Source organism: Paenibacillus sp. Root444D2 (assembly GCF_001426375.1).
Lineage (GTDB): Bacteria > Bacillota > Bacilli > Paenibacillales > NBRC-103111 > Paenibacillus_E.
Window position 1 is genome coordinate 385,095 of the sequence record NZ_LMEO01000051.1, and the last position, 16,381, is coordinate 401,475.

A 16,381-nucleotide genomic window follows, 5' to 3' on the forward strand; every position below is an offset into this window, starting at 1 on the left:
TTATAATTGCTTTGACAAGAATTTATGGTCAAAGAGAGCAGGAACAAGCAAATGAGTAAATTTATTCAATTGAACAAGCGCACTGGTGAAACAAAGTCCCACATGAATCAAGCAAGAAAACAGGGACGCATCCCGGCTGTGTTGTATGGGATTGGTAAAGATACTTTATCATTAGAAGTAAATGAAAAAGAAATGCTGGATATTTTGAAAAAAAATCCACGAGCTATCCTTCAAGGCAATACATCCGATGAAAAAGTAATTCCGGTTATTGTTCAGAGTGTCCAAAAGGATGCTATGTCTGGTAATCTGCTGCACATCGACTTTCATCATGTGAACATGACTGAAATCATGGACAGCAAAGTTACTATCCAGTTTTCTGGTGAAGCAATCGGAGTCAAATCGGGTGGCGTTCTGCAGATCGAAATCTACGAAGTAGAAGTTCGCTGTATGCCTGGCGATTTGCCGACTTCCATGGAAGTGGATATCAGCGGTCTTGATACTGGCGACAAGCTTCTTGTTTCCGACCTAATTTTCAAGGATGGCATTGAAGTGTTGACGGATCCGAATACGGTTATGATTCAAATCAAAACCGTGCATGAGGAAGTCGAAGCAACAGCGTAAAAGACTCGATATATCATATATGTAAATCCCCTTCTAGCAGAATGTGTGAAGATTCATGGTTCCATGAATGTAATCACGCTGCTAGAAGGGGATTTTTTATTTTCTAGGGCGATAAGCGTGCCGAGATAATTACGCGAGAACATCTTTAGCTGTAAAATGTGCACCTAATTTCGCACCAATGGCGCTTTTCAGCAAATTAGCTGCATTTCCGAGTCAATTTCATAATTCAAACCTCTTGCTACATAAGGACTTATAGCGCATTCAAAAACAGTCACCTACCCAAGGCATCCATTAGGTGCCAAGATATCATGTTATTCTCCCATAAGGACTTATAGCGCATTCAAAAACAGTCACCTACCCAAGGCATCCATTAGGTGCCAAGATATCATGTTATTCTCCGTTTAAGCATTACAAATCAGGGCATTWAAACGGATAAATCCCTTTCTGAATTCTGTAACTACCGAAWCTACACTTCACTTAAACGTTAAGAGTCTCTAGGGACTYCTATTTTTACAAAATACGGTGAAAATGAAGAAATAGCAGTCTCTAAAGGCTCTTATCCAACTGCATTTCTTCCGAAACCATACTTGGAAAAATCGGACTTTTATTATGAAATTGACTCTTTCCTACATCTAAACGTGCCAGAAAGGTAGGAATTTACTTTTTATGGCTGGATTTGGCTGCACTTTTTGCAGCAAGATCCCTCAAAAGCCACTGAGGATGCATATGAACTGCACTAAAGCAGTTCATGTATCACGGGTGTCTTCCAGCACAATTGCGATCAGCTAGAAATGCGGAGAGCAGCATTTTCTTCTATTCTCATTATGTTTGTATTATGCCCGTTTCATTTTTTCTTCTACCTTTTCTTCTAATTATGAATGTGATACATCACATTTATGTATTTAAATCCTTTGAAACAAAAATAAAAATAAATATTCAAAAATAAACAAAGATATGTTACGATGAATCCATCAAGAACAAACACATACTCATGGGATGTAAAAAGGAGAGACTTTGAGCTACGCTCAAAGATCCCTATATTAGGAGGATACTAATGATTGCGAATTTGTGGGAAGCGGAAAAAGCGAATGCAGTATCGAAAGGCGTAGAGGAATTGGTGTACCGTTCCAATTTATTAGGGACAGATCGCGCAGTTGCCAACTGGGGCGGCGGTAACACATCGTACAAAACAATCGAGAAGGATTTCCGCGGTCGTGATGTAGAAGTGATGTGGGTAAAGGGCAGCGGTTCTGACCTTGCTACTATGAAAGCAAAGAATTTCACAGGTCTTCGCATGGAAGACATTCGTCCGTTGTTCGAGAGAGATGAAATGTCCGACGAAGAAATGGTTGCTTACCTTGTGAATTGTATGATCGACAGCAAACATCCGCGTGCTTCCATTGAGACGCTTTTACATGCATTTTTGCCTTTCAAAAACGTTGACCACACGCATCCTGATGCGATTATCGGTCTATGCTGTGCACACAATGGTCGTGAGTTGGCGAAAGAAATTTACGGCGACCGTTTCGTGTGGGTACCTTATGTGCGTCCTGGCTTTACACTTTCCAAAATGATCGCGGAAGGCGTAAGAAACAATCCAAAGGCTGAGCTCGTGTTGATGGAGAAGCATGGTTTGGTTACTTGGGGCGAAACGTCGGAAGAAAGCTACCTCAAAACTTTGGCTATCATTCAAGAAGCAGAAAGCTTCATTGAAGCTCGTGTGAACGAGAGCAGCCTTTATGGCGGAGCGAAGTACGAGTCCCTTTCTGAATCCGAGCAAAAAGATATTTTGGCACAAGTCCTGCCTATCGTTCGTGGAGCAGTGAGCAATGAGAAGAAAATGATCCTGACCACTGACAGCGCGGATGATGTTCTGAAGTTCGTTAACAGTAAAGATGCTGCTGTGCTATCCCAAGTTGGAGCGGCTTGCCCGGATCACTTGGTTCATACGAAAATGAAGCCTCTTTACATTGATTGGAATCCAAACTCCCGTGATGTGGCCTCGTTAATTGAAGCTTTAAACGCTGGAATCGCGGCTTACAAAGAAGAGTACAAGGCTTATTTTGACCGCAACAAAAATGAAGGCGACGTCATGAACGAAGCGGCACCTCGCGTTATCCTGATCCCAGGTATCGGGATGATCAACACAGGTAAAAGCTGGTCCAATGCACAAGTAAGCGGAGCTCTCTATCACCGTGCGATTGCCGTAATGAGAGGCGCAACAGCTCTCGGAACGTTCGTTTCTTTAAGCGAAAATGAATCTTTTAATGTCGAGTACTGGCCTCTTGAACTTTATAAATTAACTTTGGCTCCGGCTGAAGCGGAGTTTTCCCGTAAAATTGCTTTCATCACAGGCGGCGCAGGCGGAATCGGAAGCGTAACGGCTCGTCAATTTTTAAAAGAAGGCGCGCACGTCGTTCTAGCTGACCTGAATCTTGAAGGCGCACAAAAATTAGCAGACGAATTGAACGGGCAGTATGGCGAAAACAGAGCCATTGCCGTTAAAATGGATGTAACGAAAGAAGAGGAAGTGGAAGCCGCTTACCGCGACTCGATTCTCAGCTATGGCGGTATCGATATTATTGTGAATAACGCAGGTCTTGCGACTTCTAGTCCTTTTGACGAAACATCACTTAAAGAGTGGAACCTAAACATGAACGTGCTCAGCACGGGTTATTTCCTCGTAGCTAGAGAAGCTTTTAAAATTATGAAAAAACAAAGCATCGGCGGCAGCATGGTATTCGTCGGCTCCAAAAACTCGGTATTCGCAGGCAAAAATGCCTCCGCCTACTCGACAGCCAAAGCGGCTGAAATTCACTTAGCACGCTGTATTGCCGCTGAGGGCGGGGAATTCGGCATTCGTGTAAACTCGGTATTGCCAGATGCGATTCTTCAAGGCTCCGCGATTTGGAATTCCGGTTGGCGCAATGAACGGGCTGCAGCTTACGGTATTGAACCGGATCAGTTGGAAGAGCATTACCGCAAAAGAACGACGCTGCTTGTCAACATTTTCCCGAAAGACGTTGCGGAGGCTATCGTATACTTCGCTTCTTCCAAAGCAGACAAAACGACAGGTTGTATGATCACAGTTGACGGCGGCGTTCCGGCTGCCTTCACTCGCTAATTACTTCCACAACCAAAAGGAGATATAATCCGATGAGCGATAAAGCATACGCCTTGTTCGAAGAGCTGCAAGCAAATAGAGGCATTGATCTAGCAGCCGTTAAAGCTAAGCTAAAAGCCCTTAAAGTAGAAACCCCATCATGGGGCTACGGAGATTCAGGAACTCGCTTCAAAGTTTATAAGCAAAATGGCGTTCCGCGTAATCCCTTCGAGAAATTCGAAGACGCTGCGCAGGTCCATAAACTGACGGGTGTTTGCCCGTCGGTTGCTATCCATATTCCATGGGACAAGGTGGACGATTACGCAAAGCTTAAGCAGCATGCAGCTAATCTCGGTGTTTCTATTGGAGCTGTAAACCCTAACCTTTTTCAAGAGGATGATTACATCTTTGGTAGTGTGACGAATTCGAACGAAGCCATCCGCCGCAAAGCGACGGATCATTTGCTGGAGTGTGTGGACATCGCTAAGACAGTAGGTTCTGATGTGCTGAGCCTATGGTTCGCAGATGGTTCCAACTATCCAGGACAAGTCGACATTCGAGCTCGTAAAACATGGATGTATGAAGCGCTTAAAGAAATGTACGGAGCCATGACGCCAAGCATGCGTATGCTGATTGAATACAAGTTCTATGAGCCTGCGTTTTATCACACAGATCTAGCAGACTGGGGGATGGCATTCAATTTGGCGAACAAATTGGGGCCTCAAGCTGAAGTGCTAGTTGATACAGGGCATCACCCGCAAGGAACGAACATTGAACATATCGTGACTTACTTGTTAGATGAAAATAAACTGGGCGGCTTCCACTTCAACTCCCGCAAATACGGGGATGATGATCTGATCGTTGGTTCGGTCAATCCGTATGAGTTGTTCCTTATTTTCTACCAAATCATTGATGCAGCGAACGATAAAAATCCACAAATCCGTCAGGCTGCTGACAATATTGCCTACATGATCGATCAAAGCCACAATATCGAGCGTAAAATCCCTGCAATGCTGCGTTCCGTGCTTAACGTTCAAACACAGTATGCCAAAGCTTTGCTGATCAATCTCGATGAAGTTAGAGATGCTCAAGAGCGTCAAGACGTTCTAGGCGCAGAAGACGCTGTGCGTAAGGCATTCGAATTCGATGTTACTCCGCTTCTTCAAGCAGTACGGGAAGAGATCGGTGTACCGGTAGATCCGATGAAAGCTTACCTAGAAAGCGGCTACGACGAAAGCATTAATGCTCGTGGCAAAGGCGGTGCCAGCTGGTGAGTAAGCCCTCCTGCGTACTGGCCTTTGATTTGGGAGCAAGCAGCGGCAGAGCGATCGTCGGACGACTTGATTCCGAAGCGGGCATCGTTACGATCGAGGAAATTCACCGCTTCTCGAATGATCCGGTGAAGGTGGGCAACCACCTTCATTGGGACATTTTGAGATTGTTTCATGAATTGAAACAAGGTATTTTACAGATGAAGCATCTGGGTTATACGGATATCGAGAGCTTGGCCATAGATTCATGGGCGGTTGATTTCGGGCTGCTTGCAGCAAATGGTGAGCTTCTCGGTAATCCCTACCACTATCGGGACCATCAAACGGACGGCATCATGGATAAGGTCATTGATCTTGTTGGCCGTGAAAAGCTGTATGCCAAAACAGGTCTTCAGTTCCTTCAATTTAATTCGATTTTTCAACTATATGCGTTAAAAGAAAGAAATCCAGAGCTTCTGCAGCGTGCAGATACATTCTTGATGATTCCTGACTTGCTCCGATACTTCTTAACGGGAGAAAAACATAGCGAGTACACCAATTCCACAACGACACAGCTTTTGAATGCGACAACGCAAACATGGGATACGGAGCTTTTAGAGCAGCTTGGTCTTCCAGGTGAGCTATTACTGAAACCGGTTTCGTCAGGGACTAGAGTCGGTGCCTTAACCAAAGAGATTTGTGATGAACTTGATGTTCCTTCGATTCCTGTCATTGCCGTAGGCGAGCATGATACAGCCTCTGCTGTTGTCGCGGTTCCCGCTTTAGAAGAAGATTTTGCTTTCTTAAGCTGCGGTACTTGGTCACTGCTCGGGACGGAGACGTTGGCGCCCGTGCTTACGGAACAGGCATTAGCTTGGAATTTCACCAATGAAGGCGGCGTTTATAGTACGAACCGATTGCTGAAGAACATCATGGGCTTATGGTTAATTCAGGAATGCAAGCGTACATGGGACAAGGAAGGCAAGAATATCAGCTTTGCTGAGCTAGTCAAGCTTGCCGAGCAGGTGAAGCCATTCCAATGCTTCATCGATCCGGATGATGACATGTTCTTGAATCCTGAGCATATGCCAAAGCAAATTCAGCAATACTGCCGGGAGACGGAACAGGTTGTACCGCAAACGGAAGGCGAAATTGTTCGTTGTATGTTGGAAAGCCTGGCTTTGAAGTATCGGTTTGTTTTAGAAAGAACAGAACTGCTATCGGGGAAGAAGTATCAAGGTCTTCACATCGTTGGTGGCGGCATTCAGAACGAGCTGCTTTGTCAATTCACGTCAAATGCTATACAGCGCGAGGTTTGGGCCGGTCCTGTTGAGGGTAGTGCCTTAGGTAACCTTGTAGTACAATGGATATCACTAGGGTATATCGCGAATTTGCGCGAAGCCAGGAAGCTGATTCGGAATTCGTTCCCGGTCAAAACGTACCTCCCTCAGGATGGAGCGGGTTGGCAGGTAGCGTATGCAACATTTTGTCAGGTGGCATCCCGATCGACGGTGAAATGAGGGAAGTACGATGCTGGTAGCGGAAAGATGGCAGAGAATCGTTCAGTTGGTGAATGAAAGAGGAAGTATTAGAGTGACTGAGCTAAGTGAGCTGTGTCAAGTGACGGAAGAAACGATACGACGTGATCTGGATCGGCTAGAAAGCGAAGGAAAGCTGATGCGCAGCCATGGCGGCGCTGTAAGTGTGAAGGAAGCGCAGTCGGAAGTCCCTTTTATGGAAAGGGAAACGGCGCAGTCGGATTTCAAGAACAGCATCGCGAGGGAAGCGGTATCGCATATTCGGGAGCATGATCGGATCATTTTAGATGCAAGTACAACGGCTTGGTATATGGCCAAAATAATTCCTGATATGCCGCTAACGATCATCACGAACTCGATGAAGGTTGCGCTTGAGGTGAGCAGTAAGGAGAAAATTCAGGTCATATCTACAGGTGGACTCCTTTCGCCAAAATCGTTGTCCTATGTAGGACCACTAGCGGAAAGATCCTTGGATATGTATCACGTTCATAAGCTGTTCCTGTCATGCAAAGGGGTTCATATCCAGCGTGGAATTAGCGAATCCAACGAGTTGCAAGCGCTCATTAAACGCAAAATGATAAGTATTGCTGATGAAACATACTTGCTAGCTGACCATAGTAAATTCGGCATGCAATCTTTGACGCAAGTAGCCGGCTGGCCTGAGATCAAGCACTTGATCACGGACGGTCAAACAAACAAGGATGACGTTGATCAGATTCGCGATAAAGGTGTATACGTTCTCCAATTAGATAAAGGTTAAAAAAGATGTTCCTCCCATCACCAGTATGTTCTCTCTCGTACTGAGGATGGTTTTTTGTATAACCAAATACCTCTGAGAGGGAACGATTAAGGAAGGGAGTTAGCTGCAATCATGAAAGTATCCTTATTCATTACGTGCTTGAGCGACCTTGTTTACCCCAAGGTTGGTGAGTCTATGGTTCATTTACTTGCAAAATACGGAGTCAAGCTAGACTTCCCTGCGACTCAGACATGCTGCGGTCAACCTGCCTTCAATAGCGGCTATTGGGATGAGGCGCGAGGTTCCGCATTGACACTGCTTCAAGCGTTTGAAGACAGTGATTTTGTGATATCACCTTCGGGTTCATGCACAAGTATGATTCATCATTATTATCCGAAGCTGTTTGAAAATGATCCTATCAATCTAGCAAGGGCTAACCGATTAGTAGAAAAAACATATGAATTCACGCAGTTCCTCGTGCAAGTATTAGGTGTGACTGATTTGGGGGCTGTGTTCCCGTACAAAGTGACCTATCATCCGTCCTGCCACGGCAGTCGACTATTAGGCGTCAAAGAAGAACCGATGCAATTGATGCAAAATATCCGTGATTTGGAGCTTGTTCCCCTTCCTCATGCGGAGGATTGCTGTGGATTTGGCGGGACTTTTGCGGTGAAAATGTGCGATATTTCAGGTGCTATGGTATCTGAGAAATCGGATCATGTGCTGGAAACGGAAGCAGAAGTACTTGTTGGACTGGATATGGGATGTTTAATGAATATTGCAGGCAATTTATCCTACCGTGGAAAACCCGTGAAGGTCATGCATCTAGCGGAATTACTGGCCGAAGGAGTGAAGCTGGCGCATGAGCGATCATAAACCTAGTGGGACCGTCAAGGAAAGATCCAAAGTCGCGCTGAACAATGACTTTCTTCGCAATGCGGTTAAGTTCACGACCGAACGGCTCAAAAACGGTAAACTGGGCGCCTCCGAAGAGCTTGGGAACTGGGAAGAGTGGCGTGAGCGAGGCAGGCAAATTAGGCTGCATACGATTGCACACTTGGACTACTATCTTGGCAAATTCGTTGAAAATGCGAGAGCGCAGGGCGTTCATGTTCACTTTGCAGCCGATGCAGCTGACGCTGTTCGTTTGACGATGCAAATCGCCGAGCACAAGAAGGCTAGAAGTGTTGTAAAGTCAAAGTCGATGGTTTCCGAAGAATTGCATATCAACCATGCGCTTGAACAAATCGGTGTCGAGGCGATTGAAACGGACCTTGGCGAATATATTATTCAGCTGGCAGGCGAGACGCCTTCGCATATTATTATTCCGGCGATCCACAAAAATCGCTATCAGATCGCCGATCTGCTTTCCGAGGATGCAGGTGAGAAGCTTGAGCCGGACACGGGTATATTGGCTGGCTATGTTAGAAGGAAGCTGCGCGAGAAGTTCCTTGAAGCCGACATTGGGATGACGGGCTGTAATTTTGCTATTGCAGAGACAGGGTCTATCGTTCTTTTTGAAAATGAGGGCAATGCGCGGATGGTTAGTACCATCCCTAAGACACAAATCACATTCATGGGTATGGAGCGAATCATTCCTACTTTGGACGATCTCGAAGTGATGGCGACTTTGCTGCCGCGTTCGGCTACTGGACAGAAACTTACGGTGTATATGTCTGTGATTTCTGGACCGCAACGGGAGCAGGACGGCGATGGACCGGAAGAAATGCACGTCATTATTTTGGATAATGGACGTTCCTTGCAGCTTGGAGATCCGCAATTCCAGGAATTGCTGAACTGCATTCGCTGTGGTGCATGCTTGAACGCCTGCCCGGTTTACCGTCACATCGGTGGTCATGCTTATGGCGGGGTGTACAGTGGCCCAATTGGTGCCGTGCTTACACCTGCACTTAACAAGAACGTCGACCAATGGGACGACATCGCGAGTGCTTCGAGCCTGTGCGGTGCCTGCTATGAGGCTTGTCCGGTGAAGATTCCGCTGCATGATATGCTCATTTATCTTCGTCAACGCAAAGTAGAGCGCGGGTCGACGGATTTTGTTGAGAAGACCGGCATGCAAGGCTTTAATTTCTTGATGTCCGACGCGAAGCGGGTTAAAGCGTTAATCAAAATCGGTCGCATTGGGCAGAAATTGTTAGTTCGCGATGGTCATATTAAAGCGAAGATAGGTCCGTTAAAAGGTTGGAATTCGTATCGTTATGCGCCAAGTATAGCGAAGAGGACATTCCGCGAATCGTGGAAAGACATTGAGCAGGGATTAGAAGGTACATTCCCTGAACTAGATTCTGTGATGAAAGCTCGCATGGAAAAGCTTGTGGCTGATCGCAAAGACGGCGGAGGAGGACATCATCATGGCTAAATCAGATGCAGCATTTCACCAAAAGCTTCACCAAGAAGCCCTTAAGGATCAAGAGGCCTTCTTTGCTAATATTTCGAATCGACTTGGCAGAGCTAAGCCATTGCAAACAGCTCCTTCGCATAGCACGAAGGGGGCTCCTGAATTCTGGGAGCAGGTGAATCTCCCGCTAGAACAGCGCATTCAGTTGTTCATGACGAATTGGCAGAAAGCTGGAGGCCATACGAAGCGTCTTGCTAGCATGGCTGAAGCAGAGGAGTTCATTGCTAACTTCATCGCAGAGACACAGGCCAAACACTTGATCATTCAGGATCAACCGGAGCTAGAGCCCCTTCGTGCTGCGCTTGCTGGCACGGAAACGGACATCACGGTGTGGAACGCAGAAGGTGCTGACCCTGCTGCCAAAGACGAGCTTGTCGCTAAAGCGGCAGGAGCGGACATCGGCATCGTAGCCGTAGAACACGCTGTCGCATATACAGGTTCACTAGTGGTAACTTCAGATGCGACTAGAGGCAGAAGTGTCAGCTTGCTGCCAACCACGTTCATTGCGATTATCCCGGTGGATCGTATAAAAACAAAGCTGGGCGAAGTTTTGCGCCCATTCGATGAACTTTCGGCCGAAGATAGACCGGCAGGTATTCATTTCATCTCGGGTCCAAGCCGCTCAGCCGACATCGAGAATGATTTGACCATTGGCGTCCATGGACCCGGCATCGTATATGCACTTATCATTGAGTAACCAAAGAGCTGTGAGGGAGTAATTTCCCTAGCGGCTCTTTTTTATTTATGTATGTGAGGGAAGTGTTTGAAGTAGTGGGAGTGTTGGAATTGCTGGAATTGCTGGAATTGATGGAAGTAATGGAAGTAATGGAAGTGGGAGGTGTGGAGAAGTGGTAGAAGTTAGTTGAATTGGTGGAAGGTGTTGAGAGTTTTAAAAGTGATGAAGGTGATGGAAGTTTTGAAGTAATGGAACTTGTGGGAGTGATGGAAGTGATGGAAGTAGTGGTAATGCTGGAAGTAATTTGAAGAGTTCGAAATAGTGCAAATAGTACAAGTAGTAGGAGTGTTGAAAGTGATAGCAGTGGAGGAAGTAGGAGAATTAGAGAACAAAATGGTAGGGAAGTTGTACTCCGTACAACAATTTCCTTGATATCTTCTTAGAAAGCTCAGGATGTTGTATTTTGTGCAACAATATAACCTTTTTTCCTCCAATAGAGCTAGTATCTCGTGAAATTGTTGTATGATTTGCAATATTCGTGGGGATAACGTGGATTAGCTTGCTAAATGTTGTACTAAATACAACTCCACTTGGATGGAGCTATCGAATACAACAAATATTAAAAGAAGTGTTGACCACTGCGTCAAGCGGCGGTGCTACAACGTGTGCCCTCGCGTCTGTTTGAGAATTATGTTGGGCGTAACTTGCTTTGCATCAACAATGAAAAACATGCTCGTCCATGGACGGCGTAAGCCGAGACAACTTACTGCTTAAAATGTTGTCAACATTGTTCATGACGAAAAGGGATTTTGATTTGATTGAATATGTAAGCGCTTTTGCATTACGATAGTAACATGAAACAGACAAAGGGAGGTTATCCTAATGAGTGCAACTGCTGCACAAAAGCAAGCATCCTCCGGAGGATTCCGGGTGAAAGTTCAAAGTTTCGGTCGTTTTTTGAGCGGCATGGTGATGCCTAATATTGGCGCATTTATCGCTTGGGGATTAATTACGGCTTTATTTATTCCGACAGGTTGGATTCCAAATGAATATTTGGCTAAGCTCGTCGGTCCCATGATTACTTATCTACTCCCTATTTTAATTGGTTATACGGGAGGTACGATGATACACGGAACACGCGGCGGCGTCATCGGCGCTGTAACCACGATGGGGGTTGTCATCGGAACGGATATTCCCATGTTTCTCGGGGCTATGATCGTAGGTCCGTTCGCCGCGTGGGTGCTCAAGAAGTTCGATAAATCGATTGAAGGAAAAGTGAAATCCGGCTTCGAAATGCTCGTCAACAATTTCTCTTCAGGCATTATCGGCGCTATACTTGCCGTTCTTGCTTACACAGTAGTTGGTCCTGCGGTTCAGGTCGTGAGTAAAGCTCTTGCTTCCGGAGTTCAAGCACTGGTGAATGCCGGTCTGCTCCCGCTTGCGAACGTTTTGATTGAACCAGGTAAAATATTGTTCTTGAACAATGCGATTAATCACGGAGTGTTAAGTCCGATTGCTTTGGATCAAGCCTCCAAAACAGGCAAGTCGATCTTGTTCATGCTGGAGTCCAATCCGGGTCCAGGACTAGGTATCCTGCTAGCGTATTGGATAGTAGGACGCGGTGCAGCGAAGCTTTCAGCCCCTGGTTCAGCTATTATTCACTTCTTTGGCGGTATTCATGAAATCTACTTCCCGTACATTCTCATGAATCCGCGTCTGATCCTGGCTGTAATCGCAGGCGGCGTAACAGGAACGTTCACGTTCTCCCTGTTCAATGCAGGTCTAGTTGCTCCGCCATCACCAGGAAGCATTTTCGCTTACATTGCCATGGCTCCTAAGGGTGGTATGCTGCCGATTTTCAGCGGGGTTATCACATCTACGATTGTCTCTTTTGCAGTCGGTGCATTGTTGTTGAAAACAACGAAACAAACCGAGAATGAAGAAGATTTGGAGCATGCTACTGCGAAAATGAAAGAAATGAAACAAGCTCCCGCCGCTGCGGCAGCTGAAAAAGTTAGCGCCTCAACGTTGACGCCAGCTTCCGAGGTGCAAAAAATTGTGTTCTCCTGTGATGCAGGCATGGGTTCAAGTGCGATGGGAGCTTCCATTTTAAGAAAGAAAATGAAAGAAGCTGCTATCGATGTCATCGTGGTCAACACAGCAATTAGTGAGATTCCATCTGATGCAGATATCGTAATCACCCATAAATCATTAACTGATCGAGCACGTAATAAGGCTCCGGAGGCTGAACACATTTCCATCGAAAATTTCATGAAAAGTCCAGAATACGATGAACTTGTCAAACGATTAAGTTAATATACCTTACTAACGCTGGCTAATTGCCGGCGTTATCTCCATTTTGTTCGTGAGGAGAAATATCATGAGCCTGTCAAACAGGAATCGTCAAATTCTAGAGCTGTTAATGAATCGAACGGATGATATTACAGCAGGAGAAATCGCTGCCGAAATCAATGTAAGCACAAGAACGGTTCATCGGGAGCTGTCCGAGTTGGAGACGATTTTGGCAGCTTATGGATTAACTTTGCAAAAAAAGTCGGGGAAAGGGATTCAATTACAAGCAGAACCTGAAAAACTTGAGGCGTTCCGGCGCTTGTTATATGGGATGATGGACATTGAATTTTCTGCCGACGATCGCAAAATCATGATTCTTTGCACCTTGCTGCAAGAAGAGGAGCCTGTCAAGCTATTCAGTTTGGCTCATGATTTGGGCGTAACGGTTCCCACCATCACTCACGATCTCGATGAGCTGGATAGCTGGATACAGAAGTCTGACCTAATCCTTGTACGTAAACGAGGGTATGGCGTTGGTTTGAGCGGTTCCGAGGCGAATAAACGCAGGATGATGGTAAAGCTCGCCAAAAACGGTCTCGATGAAGCTGATCTATTTGGGAAAAATGTGAACTCGCATTCACCAGTTACACAAAGACTGTTGGAGCTCATTGGGAAAGAAAACTTTACGAAGGTGGAAGCAGCACTTTGGCTTGCTGAAGATGAAGGTTTAAGTGAACTATCGGAGCAGGATTACACCAATCTGCTCATTCATATTTCGATAACTATCGCTAGAATTCAGCAGGGTAGACAAATCGAGCTACATCCTGAACCGTACTCACTTCGCCCAAATAAGCTGCTTACACATACAATTGAACACCTATCTAAGGTAATTCCAATTGAATTAACAACACCAGAAATTTTCTATATAGCCGAATTACTGGAGCCCAATACACTGAAACATCCGAATCAACTGCTTCCTATGGAAGAACTAAGTTATATGGAAATTGTATGGAAGCTCATCCGAAACATGGAGAGCAGTATCTCGGTCCGTTTCAGCGATGATCGTTCATTACGAGAGGGGCTGCTGAGCCATTTGGAGTCCGCTTTGAAGCGGCTTCAAGCAGGAGCGACCATTCGTAATCCGCTTTTATCGCAAATCAAGAAAGATTATGAGACACTATTTGATGCTATACGGAGAGCTGTAGATAAAACAATAACCGAAATTGCCGTGCCAGATGAAGAAATTGGCTTTCTAGTCATGCATTTCGGAGCTTCTATCGAGAGGCAAAAGCAATTCAGGCGTAATGTAAAAGCGATTCTCGTATGTACAAGTGGGATCGGGACTTCCAAAATGTTAGCCGTAAGACTTACAAAGGAACTTCCGCAAATTGATATTATCGGTCATGCATCTTGGTTTGAAGCAGCGCGCATCCCCGAAAAGGAATACGATTTGATTATATCAACGGTAGATTTGCCTCTGGATGAAGATCAGTACTTGAAGTTAAGTCCGTTATTAACGAAGGAAGAAGCTGAGCGACTAAGACTATTTATTCAAAATGTTACGTTGCAAAAAGAAGCTGGAGATCGTAATGAATCGCTTCAAGACGCTGATTCAACGGACAGATTACATCGCATTCAACACTATGTAAACGAAATTGTCAGCATCATCGATCCATTCACGGTGTATCATATCGATCAATCCTTTCACAGTCTGAGAGAAACTCTGGAGGTCATTTGTGGATATGTTAGACACTCAGGTGTGATCGATGAAGTGGAGCCAATCGTCAACCTGCTGCTAGAAAGAGAACGATTAAGCAGTCAAGTTATCCCAGACACGGGCTTGGCCCTCTTTCACATTCGAAGCGAGCAGGTTAGGAAGCCATCTTTCACATTGTTTCGATTAAAAGAAGACTTGCTGTTAGACCAAGGTATCGGGTCAGACGTAAAGCAGCTGCTGCTCATGCTTGGTCCGAAGGAGCTTTCCAAAGAAAGCCTAGAAGTGCTCAGTGAAATAAGTTCTTTTCTATTGATTCCAGAAATGATCGAACTGTTGAAATCTGGGACGCAGTCCGAGATCAAGCACTTTTTATCCCAGGAACTCGCTGCCTTTTTAGAAAATAAAAAATAAATCGGATATAGGAGAGATAACCATGACGATCTTATCAACGAATAAAATTAAACTAAACGCTAAGCCCAAGGATAAATTCGAGGCTATTCGGATGGCAGGTCAACTATTGGTAGATGCAGGTCATGTATCAGCGGCTTACATCGATAAAATGCTGGAACGAGAACAAACTTTATCAACCTATATGGGAAATGGTCTGGCCATCCCGCACGGTACGCAGGATTCCAAATCATTGATTTTATCGACAGGATTGTCGATCGTACAAATTCCGGAGGGCGTGGATTTCGGTGAAGGTGAAAAAGCCAACTTAGTCATCGGTATTGCAGCTGCAGGTAATGATCATCTGGATATCTTAACGAATGTCGCGATGATTTGTTCCGAAGATGAGAACATAGAGCTGATCATGAAAGCGGCGACGCCTGAAGAAATGGTGAAAATTTTCGAAAGCGGGATGGAGTCATGAGGGCTGTCCATTTTGGTGCTGGGAATATCGGCAGGGGGTTTATTGGTTTAATTTTGTCCCAAGCCGGTTATGAGGTGATCTTCTCCGATGTGAACGATAGCTTAGTTGAGCTATTGCAGAAGAGGAAGTCATATTCAGTACGCTTAGCTAATGAGGAACAAGAAACGTTCAACGTTACTAATGTTACAGCGATTAATGGTAAGAACTTAGAAGATGTAGCTAGAGCCGTCGCTGAGGCTGATCTGGTTACAACCGCAGTGGGCGTAAATATTTTGAAACATATTGCCGCTGGCATCGCCAAGGGGATTGAAATACGGATCGAACGCGGAGCGGCGCCGCTGCACATCATTGCCTGTGAGAATGCAATTGGTGGAAGTACGCAGCTGAAAGAACAGGTATACGTTCATCTAAGTGAAGATCTGCGAGCTAAAGTAGATGGAAGTATCGCATTTCCTGATGCTGCTGTCGATCGGATTGTTCCAATCCAACATAATGAAGACCCACTGCAAGTCACGGTTGAGCCCTTCTACGAATGGGTCGTTGACGAGTCGCAAATGCTCGAGGGCTTCCCCCGCATTGAGGGTATCCATTATGTGAAGCATTTGGAGCCGTATATTGAGCGAAAGCTGTTTACTGTCAATACAGGGCACTGCAGCGCTGCGTATCTTGGATATTTACATGGCTTTACGACGATTCAAGATGCGATGGCGAACTCGCAAATCGCCTCGCTAGTGCGTCATGTAATGCATGAGACCGGCGCCCTGCTTATCAAAAAGCACGGCTTCGATCTTGCTCAGCATGAGCAGTATATCGATAAAATATTGAACAGATTCATAAACCCCCATTTGATCGACGAGGTTACTCGGGTAGGAAGGTCACCGATTCGCAAGTTATCCAGCAATGATCGTCTTGTTCGGCCCGCTTTACAGGCCTATAAGCTTGGTATGAAACCGACCTATTTAGCTATGGCAATGGCCGCTGCCTTCTTATTTAAGGATCAGGAAGATCCTGAAGCCGTAGAGATTCAAGCAGATTTACGAAAGCTTGGAATTGCCCAAACGATAACGAAGTATACGAGCATCGGTGAAGATCACCTAATCCATGAGATGATTAAAACCCAATATGAACAATTAAAACAATCAGATCGATCTTGAG

The 16,381-nt window shown here is 45.4% G+C and carries 12 protein-coding genes; all 12 read left to right on the forward strand.

Translation table 11 applies throughout. From position 1 onward, the window contains the following. The first annotated feature begins 51 nt into the window (after positions 1-51). The 12 genes from ASD40_RS33200 to ASD40_RS33255 all read left to right on the forward strand — a co-directional run bounded on the left by ASD40_RS33200 (position 52) and on the right by ASD40_RS33255 (position 16,380). On the forward strand, positions 52-621 hold the full coding sequence (locus ASD40_RS33200) for a 50S ribosomal protein L25 (RefSeq protein WP_057307394.1): 570 nt from the start codon (positions 52-54) through the stop codon (positions 619-621). A gap of 1,054 nt (positions 622-1,675) precedes the next feature. Then, positions 1,676-3,745, forward strand: a complete 2,070-nt coding sequence (locus ASD40_RS33205) for a bifunctional rhamnulose-1-phosphate aldolase/short-chain dehydrogenase (protein ID WP_057307395.1) — start codon at positions 1,676-1,678, stop codon at positions 3,743-3,745. A 32-nt stretch (positions 3,746-3,777) separates the two neighbouring features. Beyond that, the gene (rhaI, locus tag ASD40_RS33210) at positions 3,778-4,998 is read left to right on the forward strand and encodes an L-rhamnose isomerase (protein ID WP_057307396.1); all 1,221 of its coding nucleotides are present in this window, start codon (positions 3,778-3,780) and stop codon (positions 4,996-4,998) included. After that, complete coding sequence (gene rhaB / locus ASD40_RS33215; RefSeq protein WP_057307397.1) at positions 4,995-6,494, forward strand: rhamnulokinase; 1,500 nt, start codon at positions 4,995-4,997, stop codon at positions 6,492-6,494. The genes rhaI and rhaB overlap by 4 nt, the downstream gene beginning before the upstream one ends. Positions 6,495-6,504: 10 nt before the next feature. Next, positions 6,505-7,272, forward strand: coding sequence for a DeoR/GlpR family DNA-binding transcription regulator (locus ASD40_RS33220; protein ID WP_057307398.1), 768 nt, complete (start codon positions 6,505-6,507; stop codon positions 7,270-7,272). A 111-nt stretch (positions 7,273-7,383) separates the two neighbouring features. Next, positions 7,384-8,127: a (Fe-S)-binding protein gene (locus tag ASD40_RS33225; protein WP_057307399.1), complete on the forward strand. Its 744-nt coding sequence runs from the start codon at positions 7,384-7,386 to the stop codon at positions 8,125-8,127. Next, positions 8,114-9,631: a LutB/LldF family L-lactate oxidation iron-sulfur protein gene (locus ASD40_RS33230; RefSeq protein WP_057307400.1), complete on the forward strand. Its 1,518-nt coding sequence runs from the start codon at positions 8,114-8,116 to the stop codon at positions 9,629-9,631. The genes ASD40_RS33225 and ASD40_RS33230 overlap by 14 nt, the downstream gene beginning before the upstream one ends. Next, positions 9,624-10,367: a LutC/YkgG family protein gene (locus tag ASD40_RS33235; protein WP_057307401.1), complete on the forward strand. Its 744-nt coding sequence runs from the start codon at positions 9,624-9,626 to the stop codon at positions 10,365-10,367. Before ASD40_RS33230 ends, ASD40_RS33235 begins: the two co-directional genes overlap by 8 nt. Positions 10,368-11,228: 861 nt before the next feature. After that, a complete protein-coding gene (locus ASD40_RS33240; RefSeq protein WP_057307402.1) occupies positions 11,229-12,662 on the forward strand; it encodes a PTS mannitol transporter subunit IICB in 1,434 nt (477 codons plus the stop codon). A gap of 64 nt (positions 12,663-12,726) precedes the next feature. Next, entirely contained in the window at positions 12,727-14,766 is a 2,040-nt protein-coding gene (locus ASD40_RS33245; RefSeq protein ID WP_057307403.1) for a BglG family transcription antiterminator, read from the forward strand. Between the two features lie 22 nt (positions 14,767-14,788). Beyond that, positions 14,789-15,226 carry a PTS sugar transporter subunit IIA gene (locus tag ASD40_RS33250; RefSeq protein ID WP_057307404.1) on the forward strand — a complete coding sequence of 146 codons (438 nt, stop codon included), beginning with the start codon at positions 14,789-14,791 and terminating at the stop codon, positions 15,224-15,226. After that, on the forward strand, positions 15,223-16,380 hold the full coding sequence (locus tag ASD40_RS33255) for a mannitol-1-phosphate 5-dehydrogenase (protein WP_057307405.1): 1,158 nt from the start codon (positions 15,223-15,225) through the stop codon (positions 16,378-16,380). Before ASD40_RS33250 ends, ASD40_RS33255 begins: the two co-directional genes overlap by 4 nt. Position 16,381 lies beyond the last annotated feature (1 nt).

Bases quoted from the DNA above. Each gene is read 5' to 3' on its own strand.
- ASD40_RS33200 (WP_057307394.1), top strand. From the start codon at position 52: ATGAGTAAATTTATTCAATTGAACAAGCGCACTGGTGAAACAAAGTCC.
- ASD40_RS33205 (WP_057307395.1), top strand. From the start codon at position 1,676: ATGATTGCGAATTTGTGGGAAGCGGAAAAAGCGAATGCAGTATCGAAA.
- rhaI (WP_057307396.1), top strand. From the start codon at position 3,778: ATGAGCGATAAAGCATACGCCTTGTTCGAAGAGCTGCAAGCAAATAGA.
- ASD40_RS33220 (WP_057307398.1), top strand. From the start codon at position 6,505: ATGCTGGTAGCGGAAAGATGGCAGAGAATCGTTCAGTTGGTGAATGAA.
- ASD40_RS33225 (WP_057307399.1), top strand. From the start codon at position 7,384: ATGAAAGTATCCTTATTCATTACGTGCTTGAGCGACCTTGTTTACCCC.
- ASD40_RS33230 (WP_057307400.1), top strand. From the start codon at position 8,114: ATGAGCGATCATAAACCTAGTGGGACCGTCAAGGAAAGATCCAAAGTC.
- ASD40_RS33235 (WP_057307401.1), top strand. From the start codon at position 9,624: ATGGCTAAATCAGATGCAGCATTTCACCAAAAGCTTCACCAAGAAGCC.
- ASD40_RS33240 (WP_057307402.1), top strand. From the start codon at position 11,229: ATGAGTGCAACTGCTGCACAAAAGCAAGCATCCTCCGGAGGATTCCGG.
- ASD40_RS33245 (WP_057307403.1), top strand. From the start codon at position 12,727: ATGAGCCTGTCAAACAGGAATCGTCAAATTCTAGAGCTGTTAATGAAT.
- ASD40_RS33250 (WP_057307404.1), top strand. From the start codon at position 14,789: ATGACGATCTTATCAACGAATAAAATTAAACTAAACGCTAAGCCCAAG.
- ASD40_RS33255 (WP_057307405.1), top strand. From the start codon at position 15,223: ATGAGGGCTGTCCATTTTGGTGCTGGGAATATCGGCAGGGGGTTTATT.